This is a genomic window from Pseudomonas sp. BN515 (genome assembly GCF_029873155.1).
GTDB lineage: Bacteria > Pseudomonadota > Gammaproteobacteria > Pseudomonadales > Pseudomonadaceae > Metapseudomonas.
In genome coordinates, this window is the sequence record NZ_SSOH01000078.1 from 39,469 (window position 1) to 61,256 (window position 21,788).

General features: G+C 63.4%; 12 protein-coding genes and 1 pseudogene. 3 read left to right on the top strand and 10 right to left on the bottom strand.

The window, feature by feature from the left end; genetic code table 11:
* Positions 1-55 precede the first annotated feature (55 nt).
* Positions 56-439 (top strand): hypothetical protein, encoded by a 384-nt coding sequence (locus tag E8E91_RS21585; protein ID WP_280378665.1) that lies wholly within the window; start codon positions 56-58, stop codon positions 437-439.
* Between the two features lie 106 nt (positions 440-545).
* On the opposite strand, the gene E8E91_RS21590 is transcribed toward E8E91_RS21585, so the two are convergent.
* From E8E91_RS21590 to E8E91_RS21625, 8 genes are all read right to left on the bottom strand, one after another.
* Positions 546-1,580 (bottom strand): fimbrial protein, encoded by a 1,035-nt coding sequence (locus E8E91_RS21590; RefSeq protein WP_280378666.1) that lies wholly within the window; start codon positions 1,578-1,580, stop codon positions 546-548.
* A gap of 61 nt (positions 1,581-1,641) precedes the next feature.
* The gene (locus tag E8E91_RS21595) at positions 1,642-2,148 is read right to left on the bottom strand and encodes a BRO family protein (protein WP_280378668.1); all 507 of its coding nucleotides are present in this window, start codon (positions 2,146-2,148) and stop codon (positions 1,642-1,644) included.
* A gap of 987 nt (positions 2,149-3,135) precedes the next feature.
* Positions 3,136-3,642 (bottom strand): DUF3015 domain-containing protein, encoded by a 507-nt coding sequence (locus E8E91_RS21600; RefSeq protein WP_280378669.1) that lies wholly within the window; start codon positions 3,640-3,642, stop codon positions 3,136-3,138.
* A 149-nt stretch (positions 3,643-3,791) separates the two neighbouring features.
* A complete protein-coding gene (locus E8E91_RS21605; protein ID WP_280378671.1) occupies positions 3,792-4,208 on the bottom strand; it encodes a hypothetical protein in 417 nt (138 codons plus the stop codon).
* A gap of 77 nt (positions 4,209-4,285) precedes the next feature.
* Complete coding sequence (locus E8E91_RS21610) at positions 4,286-4,429, bottom strand: hypothetical protein (protein ID WP_280378672.1); 144 nt, start codon at positions 4,427-4,429, stop codon at positions 4,286-4,288.
* 280 nt (positions 4,430-4,709) lie between these two features.
* Complete coding sequence (locus tag E8E91_RS21615) at positions 4,710-4,934, bottom strand: hypothetical protein (RefSeq protein ID WP_280378674.1); 225 nt, start codon at positions 4,932-4,934, stop codon at positions 4,710-4,712.
* A 197-nt stretch (positions 4,935-5,131) separates the two neighbouring features.
* Positions 5,132-6,394, bottom strand: coding sequence for a HipA domain-containing protein (locus E8E91_RS21620; RefSeq protein ID WP_280378675.1), 1,263 nt, complete (start codon positions 6,392-6,394; stop codon positions 5,132-5,134).
* Positions 6,391-6,624 carry a helix-turn-helix domain-containing protein gene (locus tag E8E91_RS21625; protein ID WP_190834578.1) on the bottom strand — a complete coding sequence of 78 codons (234 nt, stop codon included), beginning with the start codon at positions 6,622-6,624 and terminating at the stop codon, positions 6,391-6,393. Before E8E91_RS21625 ends, E8E91_RS21620 begins: the two co-directional genes overlap by 4 nt.
* A 502-nt stretch (positions 6,625-7,126) precedes the next feature.
* Here E8E91_RS21625 and E8E91_RS21630 point away from each other — a divergent pair.
* Positions 7,127-7,606: a GNAT family N-acetyltransferase gene (locus tag E8E91_RS21630; protein WP_280378677.1), complete on the top strand. Its 480-nt coding sequence runs from the start codon at positions 7,127-7,129 to the stop codon at positions 7,604-7,606.
* 144 nt (positions 7,607-7,750) lie between these two features.
* Here the strand turns inward: E8E91_RS21630 and E8E91_RS21635 are convergent.
* Positions 7,751-8,071 (bottom strand): annotated as a pseudogene (locus tag E8E91_RS21635) (aspartate-alanine antiporter); the annotation flags it as partial.
* Between the two features lie 35 nt (positions 8,072-8,106).
* The gene (locus E8E91_RS21640; RefSeq protein ID WP_280378733.1) at positions 8,107-9,690 is read right to left on the bottom strand and encodes a mechanosensitive ion channel domain-containing protein; all 1,584 of its coding nucleotides are present in this window, start codon (positions 9,688-9,690) and stop codon (positions 8,107-8,109) included.
* Positions 9,691-10,318: 628 nt separating this feature from the next.
* Between E8E91_RS21640 and E8E91_RS21645 the strand changes: the two genes are divergently transcribed.
* Positions 10,319-21,781 (top strand): VCBS domain-containing protein, encoded by an 11,463-nt coding sequence (locus E8E91_RS21645; RefSeq protein WP_280378679.1) that lies wholly within the window; start codon positions 10,319-10,321, stop codon positions 21,779-21,781.
* The last annotated feature ends 7 nt before the right edge of the window (positions 21,782-21,788 follow it).

Below are 21,788 nucleotides of genomic sequence, written 5' to 3' on the forward strand. Positions count from 1 at the left end.
GCACTCAAACCCATTGGCGATAGCCGGATCGCCACCCTGACGAGAGAGACTCGCCATGCTGAAGAAGATGCTGGTTCCTGCCATTGCCCTGAGCCTTTGCGGCCTGTCCCATGTGGTGCTGGCCGACGCGCCGACCAAGGCAGTTGCCACCGCCCTTGGCCCGACCCTGGCCGATGAGCAGGGCATGACGCTCTACACCTTCGACAAGGACGCCGATGGCAAGTCCGTCTGCAATGACCAGTGCGCCAAGAACTGGCCGCCCTTCATGGCTCCGGCCAATGCGAAAGAAGGGAACGGCTACAGCGTCGTGGTACGCCAGGATGGCCGCCGCCAGTGGGCCTATCAGGGCAAGCCGCTCTATACCTGGGCCAAAGACACCAAGCCCGGTGACACCACAGGTGATAGCGTGAATCAGGTCTGGCATGTAGCCAAGCCCTGATTGAGCTGACGTATGTGGGGGCGAACGTCCTAGGGCAGCCCTTCGTGCTGCTCAGCGATTGAAATCGCCCCCACAACGTCAGGCTCCACCCACGAACTCTGTGGGTTCAGTTGTAATCCAGCACGTAGGTCAGCGCTGCGTCCGCCTTGCCAGTCTTGAGTGGAGCGTCAGTCCGAACGTACTGGGCGCTTCCTTCAAAACGATAGAGGTGCCCCTCTGCATCTTCCCCGATCAATCCGAGCGGATATGTGCGACCAGAACTGAACTGCAAAGGATTGTCCTGGGCGTCCTTCAGGGCCAGCGCCACACCACTTGCTTGGTCGGCACCAGTCTGGATGTTGAGTAGCCCGGTCCCTGGCGATTTACCTTCGAAATACGCCCGGACCAAATGGTTCGGGCGCTTCAATCCCTTGCAGCGGACATCAAAGGAGAAGGACTTGACGGGCGCCCGCCCCGCTCTCAGGTCCTTGCCCAGCACCTCACCCATATCGACGGTGTCTACAGGTTTTGCTGGCTCGCAACTGGCGTACATGGCTTCGTTGATGACCGTGGCGCTCCCAGCGCCTCGCCAGGTCAGGCGACTCCAGGTGCCTCCGGTATATGCGGAGCTGGACAGGGATATACCAAAATCAAGGAGTATCGTCCCTGATCCCACTCGTTGCCCCACGCGAACGAGCTCCAGTTGGAAGCTATTGCGAGGTCTGTAGGCGCCATAGCCGTTGTTGTCATGGCTAGGCACATAGCCACTACTGTTCGATCCACCCGTGGATCCGTAACTGTAGATTCTCAGGCCGATCCCTTCGATACCGCTTTCAAATACGTTGGAATAGCCCGCTACTAACTTGGCGCGATAAAGCGCGTACTTCTGAGAATTCGGTGCGATTGTGCAGGTTATCACTCCCATGAATGAACCGGCGTCGCTGCGAAGTGCTCTTGTCAACATGGTGCCCCCGACCGGCACTCGCTCGTCGATGAGTAATACCGGGTCAGGCAGTTCCAACGTGAAGCTCGTGGACGGCGGACGGTCCCATTTGCAGAAGTCTTTAGAAACAGCAGCTTTGGCTAGTGCTGGGAAGAAACAGACCAGAAATAGCGCCACTCTGACCGGCCCTTGGTGTATCCAGGTTGTGTTGATGCTCAAGGCGTTTAACCTCCTTCAGGGTTGGAAATGCGAGATAGGGAAATCACTGGGGCCTTCCTCCTCAATCTCCACCAGGCGCCCTACTCCAGGTCGGATCACCCCGCAGATGCGGGTCATCAGTTGCGGCCATGAACAGGGGCAGGTCCCTGCGGGCGATCCAGATTTCCCCTTGCCACTTCACCACCCCAATGCGCTGGTTGGCCCAGGTCATCAACGCCCGCTGGGGCGAGGCATCCGCGACGCGGTGATAGTCATGCAGCGTCGGTACCAGCACTTCACTCACCCATTGGCTGATCACCCGATGCTCCGGGTGGCCGAATCGGTACAGCGCCTTGTAGGCCCCGGCATCGCTGATCACCTCCACTTCTTCACGTAGGCCGCTGGCGTACTGCAACAGCACAGTGCGCTTCTGGTGCGGGTCCATGCGATTGGGCAAACGGTCAGGGCGCTGGGCGCCAATGAGGCGGGCGAAGTCCTGGGCGACGAACCAGGGTTGGTTATCGATCATCACGGCGCGTAGTTGGTGGGAATGGCGTTGGAAAACGACGGGGATATATGCGTCTTGCATGGTGAGGCTCCACTTCGTTCCTGAAGAATCCCGCCGTCAATGAAAGGAGGCGGATCGCGTGGGGTTAGCGAACCGGCTAGATAGGACCCGGCAGACCCAAGGGTCTCCCCACACGATCCGCCATAAAGCGATGCAGTCCAGAACTGCAAAGGTGCCGGCGACTGCAAAGGCCAGGTGCCCTCTACAGTCACGTGCGGCGCGATCACGCATCTCATCGGGTCGTCAAACCCGGTCACGACTAACCGTGACGGCGGGCACTCTATCCATCGCGTTTGTAGGCGCTCAAGGTTAAAGGCGCGTAGGAACGCTGGCTGTCGGCAGCGCGACTCTTCGCAGGACGAAAGCTGTAGGAAAAGTCTTAGGAAAAACTGGACGGCTTTCCTGTAGGGGCGAATTCATTCGCCAAGCAGGACGCAGTCCTGCCGTAGGTTGGTCCGAGGAACGAGGCCCAACATTGCGGTGTTGAGCATTGGCTACCGAGGGTCGGTGGATGAAAAAGCGTCATCCACCCTACGGGCCGGCTTCGCCGGCCAATCGCGATTGAAATCGCCCCCACAACAACTCCCCACGCAGGGTATTCCTGTGGGGGCGAATTCATTCGCCAAACAGGACACAGTCCTGCCGTAGGTTGGTCCGAGGATCGAGGCCCAACGTTGCGGTGTTGAGCCTTGGCTACCGAGGATTGGTGGATGAAAAAAGCGCCATCCACCCCACGCCTGAGCATTGCCCTGCTCCACTGCAACACTCACCCGCCCTCACCCCAACCCTCTCCCAAAGGGAGAGGGGGCTGTCCGTGCATTGGCTGATCCCTGCACACATCCTGTAGGGGCGAATTCATTCGCCAAGCAGGACACCGTCCTGCCGTAGGTTGGTCCGAGGAACGAGGCCCAACGGAGCGGAGCTCTTCGCGAGCAGAGCTCGCTCCTACAGTTATTCCGCCACCCAAAAAAATGCCCTCCGAAGAGGGCATTTTGCTTGTACGTGGTATCAGCTTGGCTGTTTGACGTAACGGGCCAGCTGCTGGTCGCGGCTCATCACATCCAGGGTGTTGGCGAGCACCTGATCACCGGTCGCGTCCGGGGTGGCGAAGATGTTGGAGAAATTGGCCTGTGTGACCTGGGCGAAGTGGGCACGGTCACCCTGTTCGATACCCAGCAGCGTGGCATAGGCATCCAGCGCCTCGCCCTGGCCCTGGGCCATGTCTTCGGCGATGTTGTCGAGCATGCCGTTCATGGCGAACAGCGAGCGGCCGCCGTAGCGGATGGTCACGCTGGAGTCGCAGCCATTGGTACCGGAGGTCAGGCCGAAGGTGGCGTTGCCCGAGGTGCCGTTAGTGGTGGTGGCCAGCAGGTGCGGGGCCAGGCCACGCTGGCCGTCGAACACCATGTTGCCCCAGCCGCAGCCACCGCCCTTGCCCTCGGCGGCTTGCGCCATCACACCAACGGTGCCGAGAAGTCCGAAGATCAGCGCTTTACCCATCAGTTTTTTGGTCATTTCCTTTGTTCCTTGGTCTTTGCAGAGGCTTGTTATAGACGCATGACAACTCGTTCGACTGCACCACTGGACGACACGCGAACTCCCTGAATATGTAGGCGACGAACCTGCGACTTTCAAACCACAGCGCGAAAAGTCCTCCGCCTGCATCACTGTTGCTGCTGCCAATACGGCTCGATCACCTGCAGGCGCGGATCGTCCGGCGCCGCTTCACGCATGCGTTTGACGTAACCGAACGCCGCGCTTCGCTCGCCGTCCACGGCATGCAGGTAGATCAGCCAATAGAGCAGGTCGGGATCATTCGGGGACCGCTCCAGCCCGCTGCGCAGTGCAGCCAGCAGCCCCTGGTAGTAGCGGATGCGCGAGTTGCCGGGCAGTTCGACCGCAGCCTTTTCCATCCAGTTCAGCGCTTCCTCCGCCCTGCCCCGTTCCACCAGAAACAGGGCGAGCATGTAGGCCAGGTTGCCGTGAGCGGCGGCCGGCATCACCGCCAGATTGAGGCGCCCGCCAACAGATCGGCCATTCCCATCGGACGCACTCCGACCCTGCAACATGAAGGCGTGCATGATCGAAGTGCCGGGGCTGCCGCAGACACCTGGCCTACGGCCTGATCCAGACCTTGCCCGGTCGGAGGGGCGATGGATCAGTGAAAAATCTGGCCGAGGCTGACGAGCGGAACACCATTCGCGTAGCTGGGGCGCGTTGGCGGTTGCTCGCCGAGCAATGCGATCAGTAACAGGATGCCCAGCAGGGTGGGCGTGAGCAGGTAAGCGAGATGGTCACGCATATGGACCTCCATCCGGGGCGGCCGGATTGATTGATTTCTTGTTGTAGGTGGCCCAAGTGTGCAGAGGACGATTCCGGAGAAATTGTCATTTCACGTCAGGAACTTTGCATATCGTGCCAATGGATAGCCAACCGTCGGGCCGGGTCAGTCAACAGGCCTGGAGTCGAACCGGATTCCAACGTCCGGCAAGCGGCTTCTGCCGGCGATCCGCTTTTACGGGCCGACGCAGGAGATGAACGAAAAGACCTTCAAGTTGCCAGACTTCGAGTTGGCTGACTGACTAAGCCCGCCGGCGATCCAGCACCAGGTTGATGGTTCCATCCGCATTGGATGAAACATAAGGATCAAGCGCCGGAAAACTTTCCGCCGCACGCTCCAGGAGGAACTCCCCGGCGTGCTGGATGCGCTCGCGGGTCGGGTTGGGGAGCCGGATGCTGACTCTCGCGAAGCCGTTGGCCAGCACATCCAGTGCCGCTTGCTCGAACAAATCTTCCAGCAGTTCCAAGGGCTCAAATCCCTACCTTCCCGCCATATTCAATAGCCTAAACCACTGAAATTCCTAGAGTTTAAGGGGTTTTTGCTTTTTTGGATTCGCATCAGAGTGTCGAAAAACCAGTGCGGTTTGCTCAGTCGCTTCACTCAGGTAGGCCAGAGCCCGGGGGATAACGGGCTTGGTCTTCATGCCTTGGCGTTCCCCGTGAGTCAGGGCGTACGCAGCTTTGCAGCCATGTCTCGCATGACGCCATGAACAATTCGGCGCAGCAGGTATCTCTCTCCGGCAAGGAAGTGCTCTGGCAGGCTCTGCAGGAGATGATCGGCAGCTTCCAGGGTCGCTTTCACAAGCTCATCCATCAGCTTGGCGGCAATCCTGTTCGGTAGTCCGAGGTGGCTGCCCATGAAGAGCACGTGCTCCCTGGTCACTTCGGCGTGGGTTCGCATGCCTTCCACCTTCCATACCAGCTCAGCATCCAGCCAGGGGGCCGATTCCTTGCTTGCGGTATATATCGCTGTGCAGAGCAGGTCGTAGTGAGGCGTAAGGTCAACGCCGTCCGATGTGACGTAAAAAGAGAGGTTCTTCAGGTGGGCGTCGTTGTTGCCGACCAGGATGTTGAAAACCAGCCAATTGAATAGCTGGATTCGTGCTTCGGCTTTCCGGCGACAGAGACTGACGATGTGTTGAAGCGTCGTCATCGAGGCCTGTTGGTATTTGAACTGGCGATCCAGCCCCAGCAACTGGCAACCGTCCAGGACATGCAGGCGTTTCAGTTGGCCGTCGACTACTTGCCTGTCAAAACGCTCAATCAGATAAACCGGCTCCGGGACGCGGTGAAGATCTACGGGGGCAGCATTCAGCCTGGCCATTCGGGCGACAGACATAACGAACCATTCATTGGCCACGCTGTTGTCGTACTGGGCTGTTTCCGGGTGGTTCGGCTTGAGGATGTGAGTTGATGGCCGGCTGCCGATTGGCTCGTACAACACGCCGTCCAGGACCACGACAGGCAACTTGTGTTGGGCGCCTGCCAGCGACATTCGCTTGGGTGCTCCGGTGGTCAGCGATACCCGGGGGAGGTTCCTGATTCGCTGGCTGAGCACGTCGTCAGGGAGCGGCTGGAGCCCGCCATCGGGTATTGGTTCAAATCCTGGCAGAAGCGTGATGGCTCCCGCCGATTCAGCACCGTAGTAACCCAGGAGTCCAAAGGCATCTGCAAACTCGATTTTCGCGTCACTGGCCAGCAACTGACGGGCCTGCTCTTCCGGCAGCAAGTTGTCGAAGAACCATTGAACAGGACGTTCCGTAGAGCCATCCACGACTCGCCCTGCAGAGCGGGGAAGAGTGGGTGAAAGATCGAAGGATCGGGGGTTATTCAGCCAGTCAGATGAATACTCGAGCACCCATACACCGTTCTGGTCAATCAGGCTGCCGACATGCTCGTTGTTTATGGTGACTTCCAACTGCCTCATGGCTTCGGCACGTCCAGATAGACCCGAATGCCCAGCTCATCCAGCAGTTGCAGCACACTCCCGAGGGAGACTGTTGGCTTGCCCTTTTCGATATCGCGCAGGTGCACGTGGCTTTTACCAATCAGCATTGCCATGTCCTCCTGGCGAATGTGCTGCTTTTTCCGTGCCTCGCGAACGACCTTTCCAAGATCTTCCGGTGTGCGAACAGGGGCGTACGAGTGCTGATCCATTTGGGTTATCCGTTTCGAAGCTATGGTTTCGATTGTAGGAGGGAGTAAGGCGCAGTCAAGCCAAATCGAAACTATGGTTTCACTTCTGGAGAGCAACACTTCTTTTCTGTGTAAAACGAAACTATGGTTTCTATTCTGATATTTAGCAGTGTGCTTCAGGCGGTTATCGAAACTATGGTTTCGATTGTTGGCTAGCCCTACGAGAGCGACGAGAGTGTCGAAATCACAGGCACGAACTGTCGAAGATCGACACCGGCTTATAGCTGGAAACCCTGAACTGAGCAGGGTTGCGACGTACTGAGCCAACCCTCGGGATGATTCTACAACTGCCCATCGGACGCTGGGTGCGGAGACCTGATTCCAGCCCGGAAATACCCCCCAGTTTCGGGGGAGAAAGCCGAAATGCCGCACTGGCCAATATCCAGCGCAGCGCGGCGCCATGAAACCATTTGAGCCCCTTACACTGGCTGGACAGGCCCCTCATTCCATCAGGAGACCAGCATTGCAACCCGTGACACCCATCCGGCGGGCAACTGTGGCGGACGCCGACGCCATCACTGCGTTGGTCAGCGAGGCCTACTCCCCGTACATCGCCAGGATCGGAAAAAAGCCCGGCCCGATGCTTGATGACTATCGACAACTCATCGCGGACGCCGACGTTTATGTCGCTTCCTTGGATTCGGTAGTGGCTGGCGTGTTGGTGATGTGCAAGGAAGGGGACGAAATGCTGCTGGCCAACGTTGCCGTACTGCCTCGTTTCAAAGGCCAGGGCATCGGGAAATGGCTGATGGCGTTCTGTGAGGAACTCGCGCGGCAGGCCGGATGCGCTGCTGTTCGCCTCTACACCCATGAGCGGATGACCGAGAACATCGAGATCTACAAAAAGCTCGGTTATTTGGAAACCCACCGGGCGGTGGAGGACGGTTTCGCTCGGGTGTTCATGCGCAAATCGATCTTGAGCCCCGCTGGTAACCCCCTTTGAATCACCTTCCGCGAGGGAGAGGAGCTCTGTAGGGGCGAATTCATTCGCCAGGCAGGACGCAGTCCTGCCGTAGGTTGGTCCGAGGAACGAGGCCCAACAGGTCCGAGCAGGGATCGATTTCCGTCACCGGGCGAGACGGGCCACCTAGCTGGACGCGAACACGATGATCGGCCCGCACACCGCCAGCAGCACGTTGGAAATGGCGTAGCAGACGGTGAAGCCAACCACCGGGGTGTTGCTGCCGGACAGCTCGATGATCTTGTTCATCGAGGCTGCTTCGGTCTGTGCGCCGGCCAGCGCGCCGAACAGGATCATCGGGTGCAGCCGCAGCACATAACGGCCGAAGTACAGCGCCACCACCAGCACCCCACCGCCAATTCCCAGCTCGATGGGGATCATCCCGATATGGGTCGAGAGCATGCCCAGCAGCACCCCGAGGGCGATGGCCAGGAACACGGCAATTTCCGGGTTCGAGCGCAGGGCACCCAGCAGGAAGTCGATCACTGATCACCCTCCCCCTGATCCAGCGACTTGGCCGGCGCCGCGTACCAGTTCTCCCTGGGCACCAGCTTCTCGTGGGCCGGGTCGCCCAGGTAGTGCGGCGACATGATCTGCACGCCGTACTCGTTGAACACGTCCTGGATATTGGCGTGCAGCATGGTCAGCAGTTCGGCACGCGGTCTCGGTTCGCTGGGCACGGCCTGGGCCACCAGGCGGTACTCGGGGTAGAAGTCCGACAGCGCGGTCTGGAACACCTGGGGCCGGGGCAATTGCAGGATGCCGGGCGTACGCTGGGCAGCTTCCAGCAGCATGGCCTCCACCTGGCGCCAGGGTGTGTCGTAGCCGATGGTCACGGTGGTATCCACCACGTAGCCCGCGCCCTGCACCACGCGGGAATAGTTGCGCGTCACAGAGCCCGTAATCATGGAATTGGGAATAGTCAGCACCTCACCCAGGCCGGTGCGGATGCTGGTGGTGAACATGCCGAGCTCAGTGACTGTGCCTTCGTTGTCGCCGATGCGCACGTACTCGCCCGGCCGCAGGGTGCGGGTGTAGGTGAGGATCAGCCCGGCGGCGGCCTGCCCCACCACGCTGGACGCTCCCAGGGAAATCATCAGGCCGATCAGCACCGACAGGCCCTTGAAAGCCTCGGTGCCGGCACCGGGCAGGTACGGGTAGGCCATGGCCAGGGCGAACAGCCAGATGGCCAGGGACGTCAGCCGGGTGGTGGGCTGCAGTGTTTCATCGTTGAGCCACTTGATGGTGCCAGGCCGGGAAAGCCGCTCCAGCAACCGCTTGCCGAAGGCGCTGACACCCCGCGCGATGAAGAAGATCAGCAGCGCAATGATGAGGCCAGGGATGGCGCTGACCACCGCATCGAGCAGGTAGCGCACCAGCTCGATCAGGTACTCGTTGAGGCTCTCGCCCCAGGGCCGGGTATAGGGGAAACGCTGCAGCACGAAGCTCAGCCATTCATAGGTGAGCAGCAACACCACGGACCAATACAGCAAGGCCAGCAGCCGCCGCACCACCGGGAACAGGTTGCTGGAGTCCACCAGTTGCGTCTGGCCGATCTTCAGCGCGCTGGTGTGCTTGCGCATGCGCTTGGGCAGCCAGGCCAGGGCTTTCTGGTGGACCCGCGTCAGCAGCCGCAGCAGCCCCAGATAGAGCAAGGTGGCCAGCGCCGAGTAGCCACCGGCGGTGAGCAGGAAGCGCAGGCTGCGAGCCTCGGCGGACTCCGCCACCACTTGCCGCAATCGCTGCGCCGCGTCTTCGGCGGATTCGCGCACATCGCCCGCGGTCGCGTCGACGTCCTTTGGCGAGACAATGAAGGCACGGCGGTCGCCCAGCAGCACCAGGTAGCTGTCCTGGATGGTATCCAGCCCGACCTTGGGCTCCTCGGTGCCGTCGAGCATTTCGCCAATCACCGCGCGGGCACGGCTGGCGCGGGCCTCGGGCGACTCGCCGAGGATGGTGCCGCGAAAGACGAAGATGCTGCGATTGGCGATCTTCAGTTCGACGGGGGCCGCGGCTACCGTAGCGGCCTCCTCCTCTGCTGCCTGTGCAACGACGCCGAGCGCCATCGAAAGAACCCAGAGAATCGTGGCGCCCCACCAGTAGATCCGTTTACCCATGCATCGTGCTCCAGCCAATCGCTTCGGTGTCTACCGGGCCCGCGCTGTGCATGCAGCAGGCTCCCGGCCAGATGCAGCCTAGACCAGTTCGATGCGGGAAACCGGGCGGATGCCTGCCGACGGAAGATGATGACGTGCAGGTCTTCAACAACTCCTGATGCCGACGTTTGCAGACCTGAGCTCAGTAGGATTTTTCTGACGCCAGAAACGCACCCAGGAAATTCCCAGCTCGTCACAGAAATCTCTCAGAAGCCCCGCAACAGGCGTACTTTCCGGTCAAAGGAGCGACAAGTGGGCTGGATTTTCGGCTATCTCGTGGATAGGCTCAGGGTCAGAAATTTCTGACAGAGAATGGAGTTCTGTCAGCAACACCGGATCTTCTGGACGAACCCGACACACACACAAGCGCCCTCCCCTGACTGCAGCCCTGCGGCTCTTTCGGGGCCGGGAAGAACGTGGCTCGGGTTCACCGCAGATTGAACAAAGACCTTGTCCGGCACTTCCGGGCAGGACGTCGGTAGCACCGAAATTTCAACTGCTATGACCTGCCGAGCGCGGCAGGTCCCTTGGTGAACATATGGATATCGATACCAAGTCCGGCGCGCGCGTGCCGCCCGTATTCAAACCCCAGCGCCGCGCCATGGCCCTGGAACCGCGCATTCTGTTCGACGGTGCCGCCGCGGCAGCGGTCGACCAGCAGCACCAGGACAGCGGTGACGCCGGCAAGGCCACCACTGACCACGCCACCCCCAACGATGCCCGCAGCGAATCGGGCCAGCAGCAGTCCGCCAGCCGGCACCTGCTGGTGCTGGACAGCCGCATCGAAGGCCGCGAGCAACTGACCGCGCAGCTCCCCGGCAATGTCGACGTGCTGGTAGTGGAGGCCAATCAGGACGGTCTGGCGGCCATCTCCGCCGCTCTCGCGAAACTCGGCCAGGTCGACTCCATCCAGATCTTGTCCCACGGCGCGTCCGGCGAGTTCACCCTCGGCAAGACAACCCTCACTGCAGACAACATCGAGCAGTTCGCCCAGCCCCTCAGCCAGTGGAGCCAGTCCCTCAGCGAAGGGGCCGACATCCAGCTCTACGGTTGCAAGGTGGGTGAAGGCAGCGCCGGGCGTACCCTGGTCAACGAACTGGCGCGCTGGACCGGCGCCGATGTCGCGGCCTCCAGCGACAACACCGGCAGCACCCGCGCAGGCGGCGACTGGGACCTGGAAGTCACCAGCGGCGACATCGACAAGCCCATTGCCCTCGCCGCCACCGCCACGGCTGCCTACGACCGCCTGCTGGCCGCCGGCCCCAGCACCACCCTCACCGGCGGCGCGGATGTGCTGCTGGGCGACACCTTCACCTTCGACGTCACCTTCACCAACATCAGCACCGACACCGGCTACGCGCCCTTCATCGACCTGTTCTTCCCCGCCACCGGCAAGGATGGCGCAGGCGCAGAGATAGACGACGGCGTCACCTTCGTCTCCGCCACCTACCTCGGGCAGAACCTCACGACCCATGTCCTGACCTTCGACGCCAACGGCCGGGCCAGCCACCCGCTGGCGGTGGGCACCGACGGCAAACCGCTGGTCATCAATGCGGCCGACTTCGGCATGCGCGCCGGCGACCAGATGGTGGTGGTCGAACTTCCGTTCGCCAGCGTCACCCAGGGCCAGCCGCCCATCACCGTGCAGGTGACGGCTTCGCTGAGTGACCTGGCGGATACGGATTTTTCCTTCTCCGGGACGACGCCGGACCTCACCATCCGTGCCCGTAGCGGCTTCCAGTACGGCAACGACTCGCTGAACAACCCGGCCACCGACCCCAGCATCCTCGAGCCCTCGGCCAACGCCGACAGCTATGTGGTGCACCCGACGGTGCTCACCTTCGACCAGGTCATCACCACGCCCGAAGGCGAAACCGCGACCGGCCCGAACTATGGCCGCGAACTGGACGTCATCATCACCCCGGCCGACTCCCAGACCCTGACCGACGTGGTGCTGGCCCAGCCGGTTCCGGACAACGTCATAGTGACCGGCATCACGCCCGGTGCCGGCGGCACTATCACCTCGATCACCTTCCATAACGGCAGCACCGTCACCGATCCAACGTTCATCCAGCGCATCCTGGCGCAGAACAGCGACGGCGACCTCAGCAACGACCTGTACATCAGCGAATTCACCGTCCGCTATCCGACGCTGACCGGTGCCACGACCACCAGCGTGAATTTCTTCGTTCCGGAAGCCGATGCCAATGGCCTCCCGGTACTCAATGCCGCCACGGGTGACGACGTCACCATCACCTTCGGCGCTCCCACCGCTGCCGGTAGCTGGCAGCCCCTGGACCCACGCGACGCCACCAATGGCCCGATTGTCTTCGACGGAACCGGAGACGACGTCAGCTTCGTCGCCAAGTCCATCACCCTGGAGAAGCAGGTCAGCGTGCGCACCGATGTCGGCACCACCGGCCTCAGCCCGGGCGACATCCTGAACTACAACCTGAACCTCGCCCTCTCCGACTATTTCGCCTTCGGCAGGACCTTCCTGGGTGTCGGCAACTTTGCGGTTGTCGACCGCCTCGGCGACGGCCAGAACCTGATCCCCGGCACCGCCACCCTGACCATCAGCCAGAACGGCGTTACCCAGACGGTCGCCCTGCTGTCTCAAAGCATCGTCAACGCCGATGGCAGCACGTCCATCGTCTTCAATATCGGCGCCTCCCTGGCCAATGCTTTCGGCATCCGCCAGTGGCTCAACGGCGACCTGGCCTTCGATAACCTCCTGCAGGGCGCCACCCTGGCGGTGATCGCCTACCAGGCGCGCGTCGCCCAGAGCTATACGCCCCCCGCAGGCGCCCCACACAGCGAGATCAACGAGGGCGACTCCTTCGGCAACAACGCCACGGTCACCGCCACGGTGCTGTTCGACCCGAACAACCTCAGCGGCTTCGACGAGAGCGACGGCTCCAGCACCCTCAGCACCATTCCCACCAGCCAGGTGAATATCGACCTGGCCGACCTCAATGGCGGTGGCGCCCCGGCGCCTGGTACCGAGTTGCGGCCCGGCGACTCGGTCACTTTCCGCCTCAGCTATGACCTGGTCACCGGCGACTACGAGAACTTCAAACTCACCGCCTACCTGCCGCTGCCGTTGTTCGACCTGACCGGCATCGACCCCAACACCATCTGGCGCCTGGCAACCGGCAACACCAACCCGAACAGCCCCACTTCGGTCACCATCGGCCCGGGCAACTCGCTGGTATTCACCTTCGCCGATTATGTGAACCCGGGCCTCACTGGCAGCCGCATCGCCATCGACTTCACCCTGACCGTCAGCGACCAACCCTTCGCCGACCAGCGCGCCTTCAACGTGCTGGGTGAGTCGAGCCAGACCCGCACCCTGGACAAAAGCGTCCTGCTCACCACCGACGACGTAACGCTGATCGCCTCGGTGGCCGAACCGGTGCTCAACATGAGCCACGGTGTAGTGTCCGCCAGCCACGGCACGGTGACCGGCACCACCGGTACCTGGAACGCACCCGGCACCGCCGGAAGGCCCTTCAGCGGCAGCATCACCGACATTCTCGCGGTCAACGGCAACGTCACCGGCATCGATGCCAGTGACCGCCTGCGTCTGGCCACGGCCATCGAGAACCACGGCGGCGGCAACGCCTACGACGTCAGCACACGCATTACCCTGCCCCCGGGTCTGTCCTTCGTCGGCGGCAGCCTCTCCGCCGCCAACCTGCTGATCTATCGCGGCGACGGCACGCAACTGGTGGCCGGCACCCACTTCACGGTGAACAACGCCACCAACACCATCACCTTCATCGATGCTCCCGGTGTCGGCGCCTTGCTGGCCGGCCGCCCCGGCACCGCCGCCGACAACAGCGGCGCCAACGTCGTGGTGATCACCTATGACGCGCAAGTGGCGGCGAACATCGGCGCCAGTGCCACCCTGCAGACCACCGCTCAGCTCACCCACTACGCCAGCGCCGAAGGTGGGCAGAACTTCGTCCCGGCGCCGCTCTCCGACATCGCCAGCCAGCAGGTCAGCGCGCCGGTAATCAGCAAGAATTTCGCCGGTGGCAGCCTGGATAACAGCGACTCCAGCGCCACCCACACCACCGGTGCGAACCTGGTGGTCGGCGAGAGCATGCTCTACGACATCATCGTCACGCTGCCCGAAGGCACCACCCAGAACCTGCGCATCGACGACCTCATCCCGCCCGGCCTGCGTCTGGACACCGGCTTCAACGCCAACCAGGGCTACCAGCTGATCACCACGGCCGGCGGCGCACTGACCGCCAACTTCGCCGGCACCGTCACCGTCGGCAGCATTACCGCCCCAACGGGAACCCTGGGGACCGATGGCACCGATGCACGCTTTACCTTCACCGCTGCCGGTGCGGCGGGCGACAACAACACCGGCAACAACAGCTTCGTCATCCGCGTGCGCCTGGTGGCCAGCAACGTCATCGGCAACCAGGCCGGCGGCGTGCGGCAGAACGATGCCCGGTTGAGCTACAGCGACCCCGATGGCAACACGCCGAACGGCACCACGCCGCTGAATCGTGATGTGAACCTGACTGGCACCAAGCCCTCGATCACCATTCAGGAACCGACCCTGCAGCTCACCCAGCAGCTGATCACCAACCCTGGCCTGGGCTTCGACGAGGGCGACCGAGTCGACTTCAGCGTCACCATTACCAACGGCAACGCCGGCAGCGACTACGACGCCTTCGACATCGCCTTCTCCAGCCAGCTGCCCACCGAAATGGACCAGCTCACTGTGGTCAGCGCGATCTATACCGTGGGCGGGGTCAGTACCGATATCAGCGCCCGCTTCAGGCTCGACCCGACCGGTCGCACGTTGATCAACACCGGCAATGTCGACATCGCCAAGGGCGGTACCCTCGTCATCCGCGTGACCGGCGTGGTGAACGCCACCGGCGCCTCCGTGGCCGAGTTCGACAACCTCGCCAACGTCCGCTGGAGCAGCCTCAACGGCAGCAACATCAACGGCGCAGCCGACCCTGCCGGCGAACGCACCGGCCTGGACGGCCTGCTCAATAGCGGCGTACTGAACGATTACCAGCGCAGCAGCGCCCTGATCATCCCGGTGGCCCAGGCCATCCGCTTCTCGCGGGTCGGCGGCCTCTCCGATACCGCCGCGCCCAACCCGACCGATGCGGCCGTGGAGACCGTGAGCATCGGCGAGATCATCCGCTACCGTGCCGCCGTACTGGTGCCCGAAGGCAGCAACCCCAATTACCAGTTGATCGTCACCCTGGACGACGGCCTAACGGTGGATGACATCAGTACCATGCGCATCGGCTTCATTTCCGATGGCGGCCTGGTCACCAGCCTGGGCGACCTGATCATCGGCGGCACCTTGCAGATCATCGGCAACGAAAACAGCCCGGAAGCCCAGCTGATTACGCCCGACCTGTCCGGCGCGGCCCCGACCGGCGTGATCAACCCGATCTACGTGGTGCTCGACACCGACGCCAACGGCAGGCAGGTGGTGACCCTGAACCTCGGCAACCTCACCAACGGTCCCTTCGGCAACGGAAACGACGGCAACGACGACGACCTCGAAGGCGTGGTCTTCGAGTTCAACGCCCGGGTGGACAACAGCCTCGGCAACCAGAACACCAAGCAGCTTGGCGTCACGGTGCATGACCGCGTCAACGGCATTGTCCGCACCACCAGCGATACCCTGTTCGAGCGCATCGTCGAACCCGGCTTTACCAACCTGGACAAGACGGTCACCGACTTCAACGCCAATCCCGGCGGCACCCTCGGGACCGCTACCGTTACGATCGGGTTCACCTCTAACGGCAGCCTGCCGGCCTATGACGTACACCTGACCGATGGCTTCCCCACCGGCAGCAACTACAGCCTGCTGAGCATCACCATCGGCGGCACCACCTACAATCCGGGCAACCTGCCGGCCGGCGTCAGCTTCAGCACCACGGGCGGCGTGACCGTGGACATTGCGCAAATCAACTCCGGCACCAGCGTCAGCGTGGTCTACAGCGTGCAGGTGCCGAACAGCGCGACCATCGCCAGCACCGATGCCACCCTGCGCTGGAGCAGCCTGCCGGAAACCTTCACCAGTTGGGGTGGCACGGCGGTCGGCACAGACGGCACCGCGGCAGGTGAACGTACCGGCGCGGACGGCCCCGGCCCGGACGGTACGACACTGAACAACTACGTACTTCGCGAAGGCGCCGGCCTCGGCATCATCAGCGGCACCCTGTGGAACGACACGGGCACGGCCGCCACCGCCCCCAATGACCGGACGCCCGACCCCGACCCGGTTCCCGGCACACCGGCCTACGAGCTGGCCATCGCCAACCAGACCATCAACCTGATCTGGGCCGGCAAGGACGGCGTGCTCGGCAATGGCGACGACAAGACTTTCACCACGACCACCAATGCCAATGGCCGCTTCAGCTTCGGCGTGCTGCCCTCGGGGCTGTACCGCATCGATGCGCCCACTACGGTCAACAGCATCGCCCAGTTCGGTGAGCTGCGCGTACGCATCGACACCGATGGCGGCACCCTCGGCCAGGTCCGGGTGACCCTCGGCGAAGGCGCCGCGCAGCAGGCCAACTCCGGCTACGTGGAAATCAACGATGCGCCGGTCAACAGCCTGCCGGGCTTCCAGCCGGGCCTGGAGGACACGCCGCTGGCCATTCCGGGGATCAGGGTCAGCGACGTCGACGCCGAGCGCGATCCCAACGTCAACGGCCGCGCCATCCAGGTCAGCCTCGAAGTGCTGCGCGGAACCCTGTCGCTTACCGGCGCAACCACCGGGGTGACAGTCACCGGCGCCGGCACCGCGAACCTGTTGCTGGTGGGACGGATCGCCGACATCAATGCCGCCCTCGCCGGCCTTCGCTACCTCGGCAACCGGGATTTCAACGGCGTCGACTTCCTCGAAGTGGTGACCAACGACCTGGGGAACTACGGCGACTTCAATGGCAACGGCATTCCTGGCGAACTGGCCGACGCACGCACCGACAGCGACTTCCTGGTGATCCGGCTCGACCCGGTGAACGACGCGCCGCACGCGGTGAACGATAACGCCACGGCGCTGGAAGCCGGCGGCACCGCCAACATCATTGCGGGCATCAACCCGCGCGGGAATCTGCTGGACAACGATACCGATGTCGATATCGCCACCAACGGCGACCAGATCAGCGTCAGATCGGTCACCTCTCCGCTCGGCGTCGTGGTCTCGGTTCCAGCGCTTGGCTCGGTGGAAGTGCTCGGGCGCTACGGCAAGCTGGTGATCCAGGCCAACGGCGCCTACCAGTACATCGTCGACAACGCCAATCCCGAGGTGCAGGCGCTGCGCCTGGCCTCTCAGCAGTTGACCGAGAACTTCACCTACGTGATCTCGGACATCGGCATCGGCGGGCCGCCGCTGCAATCCTCGGCCGTCTTCTCAGTGGTCATCCAGGGCGCCAACGACACCCCGGTAGGCATCGATGACACGGGCACGGCCATTGAGAAAGGCGGCGTCAACAACACCGATATCGGCAACCCCGGCGATAACCCACCCGTCGGTTTCCCGGTTGCAGGTTCCAATGCCACCGGCAACGTATTGACCAACGACCGGGACGTGGACGGCGGCGAAAACCCGGCGGACCCGATCGACTACGGCGAAACCAAGCGTGTCAGTGGTATTCGCAACCTGCGCGAACTCGCACCCGGCCTGATGTTCATCGTGCCCAATGGTGGCAGCGTCAGCCTCGGCGGCACCTACGGCACCCTCACCATCGGTTCCGATGGCAACTACACCTACGTGATCAATGAGAACAGCACCGCCGTACAGCGTCTGGGGCCCAACGACACGCTGTCCGACATCTTCACCTATCAGGTCACCGATGCGGCGGGCCTGAACGACCTGGCGGAACTGCGCATCACCATTCGCGGCAACCACGACAACCCCGTGGCCAGTGATGACCAGGCCGTGGCCCAGGCCGGGTCCGGCCCCAACGCCGTTGGCGAGAGCAACCCCAGCGGCAACGTCATCCGTTTCCCCAGCCGCCCCGGCCCTGTCACCCAGCCCGGCGGCAATGGCGTGGACAACGATGTCGACGCCGCCGACCGACCCAACACCCAGCTCAAGGTCAACGGTGTGCGCTTGGGCCTGGAAACCGCAGGCGGCGTGCTGATCGGGGTGGCTGCCGGTTCTACCAGCACCACCGGCGCCACCCTGCTGCTGGGCAACTTCGGCCTGCTGCGCATCGGCGCCGATGGTTCCTTCACCTATGACGTGGACAGCGCCAACCCCACGGTGCAGGCGTTGCAGGCCGGCCAGACCCTGACCGAGACCTTCACCTACCAGATCGTCGACACCAATGGCCTGACGGATCAGGCACAACTGGTGATCACCGTCCGTGGCATCAACGACCCGCCCATCGCCCAGAACCACTTCAACATCGCGGTCGAACGCGGTGGCGTGGCCAACGGCCAGGCGGGCATCGACCCCTCCGGCGACGCCCTGCTGTTCGACGTCGACCCGGACGGCGACCCGCTGAGCGTGATCTCGATCAGCAACGACACCCTGGGCACCAATGGCGTGATCGGCCAGGCCTTCGACGGCCAATACGGCACGCTGACGCTGAACGCCGACGGCACTTACACCTACGTGCTGGACAACACCAACCCGGAAGTCGAAGCCCTGCGCCAGCTTTCGGACTTCCTCATCGAGAGCTTCACCTACGCCATCTCCGATGGCCAGGAAGCGCCCCAGTCAGCGCAGCTGGTGATCCTCATCCTCGGCCGCAACGACAACCCGGTGGCAACCAACGACACCGCCACGGCCGTGGAGGCCGGCGGGGTGAACAACGGCAGCGCCGGTGTGGACCCGAGCGGCAACGTACTGGGCAACGACACCGACGTCGACGGCGGCGCCCTCGACGACATCGACTACGGTGAAACCCAGGCGGTGGAATCGGTGCGGACCGGTGCCGTGGAAGGCGTCGGCTCGGCAGGTACCCTCGGCAGCGAGCTGCGTGGCCAATATGGCTGGCTGACCTTGAACGCCGACGGCAGCTACAGCTATCGCCTGGACAACAACCTGGCGGCAGTGCAGGCCCTGCGCGCCGGCAATACGCTGATCGACACCTTCAACTACAGCGTCATCGACACCGCCGGTGCCACCGACATCGCCCTGCTGAACGTCACCATCGAGGGCGCCAACGATACCCCGGTGGCCAACGACGACAGCGCCACGGCCATCGAAGCCGGCGGCCTGAACAACGACATCCTGGGCACCGACGCCACCGGCAACGTGCTGGACAACGACACCGATGTCGACCAGTTCGGCGAGACGCTCACCGTCGTGGACGTGGGCAAGGGCAGCGTCGACGGCCTGGTGGGCAGCGGCTTCATCGGGCTTTACGGCACCCTGACGCTGAACGCCAACGGCAGCTACACCTACGTCGTCGACAACGACAACCCGCTGGTGCAGGCACTGCTCACTGCCGGCGATACCCTGAGCGAGTCCTTCAGCTACACCATCCGCGACCTCGCCGGCGCCACCAGCACCGCCACCCTGACCATTACCATCCAGGGGCGCAACGACAATCCGCTGGCCGTGGACGACAGCACCGTGGCCGTGGAAGCCGGCGGCACCGGCAACGCCACGCCGGGCTTGAACCCGAGCGGCAACCTGCTGCACAACGACCGCGACGTGGACGCCGGCGACACCAAGACGGTCAACGGCATCCGCACCGGGAGCGAAGCCGCGGGCGGCACCTTCACCGCCGTGAGCGGCAGCCAGGTGATCGCGGGCACCTACGGCACCCTGACGATTGCCGCCAACGGCACCTACACCTACGTGGTGAACAATGACCTGGCGGCGGTCCAGGCCCTCAAGCCGGGCGATACGCTGCAGGAAGTCTTCAGCTACCGCATGCGCGACACCGCCGGCGCAGAGGACATTGCCCAGTTCACCATCACCGTCCAGGGTGCCTGGGACGCTCCGGTCGCCCAGGACGACCTGAACATCGGCATCACCGACAATGGCGACGGCCTGGTGCTCAACCCCAGCGGCAACGTGCTGCCCAACGACAGCGATGTCGACCAGGGCGACCAGCTCACCGTCACCGGCATCCGCACGGGGCCGGAAAACGGCAGCGGCACCGCTGGCACGGTCGGCAGCGTACTGGTCGGCCAGTACGGCACCCTGGTGATCAATGCCGATGGCAGCTACCACTACACCATCGACATCTCCAACCCGGACGTGCTCGCCCTCGACCTGCTGGACACCCTGGTGGATCACTTCACCTATGAAGTGACCGACCTCGGCGGTCTCACCGACCTGGCGCAACTGTCGATCATCGTCGTCGGCCGCAACGACGCCCCGGATGGCTTCGACGATGAAGCCACGGCCGTCGAGGCCGGCGGCCTGAACAACGACACCCCCGGCCTGAACCCCAGCGGCAACGTGCTGAACAACGACTCCGACCTCGAAGGGCAACCGCTGTCGGTGACAGGCATTCGCACTGGCTCGGAAACCGGCAGCGGCACCAGCGGGACCGTCGGCACGGTGCTGCGCGGCCGCTACGGCGACCTGACGATGAACGCCGACGGCAGCTGGACCTACGTGGTCGACAACAGCCTGGCCGAGGTGCAGGCGTTGCGTATCAGCGGCCAGACCCTGGTGGACACCTTCACCTACACCCTGGCTGACACGCACCTGGACACCGACACCGCCGAGCTGCGCATCACCATCGACGGGCGCAACGACACGCCGATCGCTCAGGATGACGGCAGCACGGCGGTGGAAGCCGGTGGTGTGGGCAACAACATCCCCGGCAGCAATCCGTCCGGCAATGTCCTGACCAACGACCAGGACGTCGACAGCGTCGCCAACGGCGAAACCCGGCAGGTCCTCTCGGCCACCAGCGAGCTGGGCAACAGCGCCGGCGCCGGCGTGGCCCTGGTGGGCCGCTACGGCACGCTGACCCTCAACGCCGATGGCAGCTACACCTATGTGCTGGATAACGCCAACCCGTTGGTGCAGGCACTGCGTACCGCCGGCGAAACCCTGCGCGAATCCTTCACCTACCTCATGCGCGACACGACCGGCGCGCAATCGGAAGCGCGGCTGAACCTGCTGATCCAGGGCGCCAACGACAACCCCGTCGCCCGCGACGACAGCAATGTCGCCAGCGACCAGACCCCAGCGCCCCAGGCCAGCGGCAACGTGCTGCCCAACGACTCGGACGTGGACGGTGGCGAGCAGTTGCACGTGGTGGGGATCCGCACCGGCGCCGAGACCGGCAGCGGAACTGCCGGCGTGGTCGGCCAGGCCATCCTGGGCCGCTTCGGCACCCTGGTGATCAATGCCGACGGCAGCTACAGCTACAGCATCGACCTCACCAACCCGGAAGTGCTGCGTGCCGCCGGCCTGGGCCGCGTGCTGCAGGATGTCTTCACCTACACCCTTGGCGACCGCGCCGGGGCGACGGACCTGGCGCAACTGGTCATCGACCTGGACATCGCCGCGCCCTTCATCCCCGCACCGGAAAGTGGCCTGATCGACCCGCACGTCGATCGTGACGACCTCGATCCCTTCCGCCGCCCGCCGCTACCCGGCGTGGACCCGGTGGTCTTCGTCGGCCCGGTGGTGGAGCGCAATGACCGGCTCCTCACGCTGTCCAGCTGGGAGGCTGACGGCAGCAACCTGGCCCTGGGTCGGGTTCCGGAAATCCAGAGCGACACCCTCGGCAACCGTCTTGGCCAGACACCCGGCCAGTTCGTGTCCCGCGCGGTGCGCGAAAGCCGCGTGGAGAGCGACCTCGACCTGGCGTGGATCCTCGGCCGTCATGGCCGGATCAACCTCAGCGCAGATGGCCTGCTGGCCGACCCGTCGGTATTCGCCTCCAGCGCGGAGAACCTCACCCAAGGCGACGCACAGCTGCCACCGCCGTCCGACACCCGTACCGCCCCCGGTTTCCGCGCCCAGTTGCGCGAGGCCGCCGAGCGCCTGCGCGCCCTCGGCAACGGCACCCCCGAATGAGCAGGAA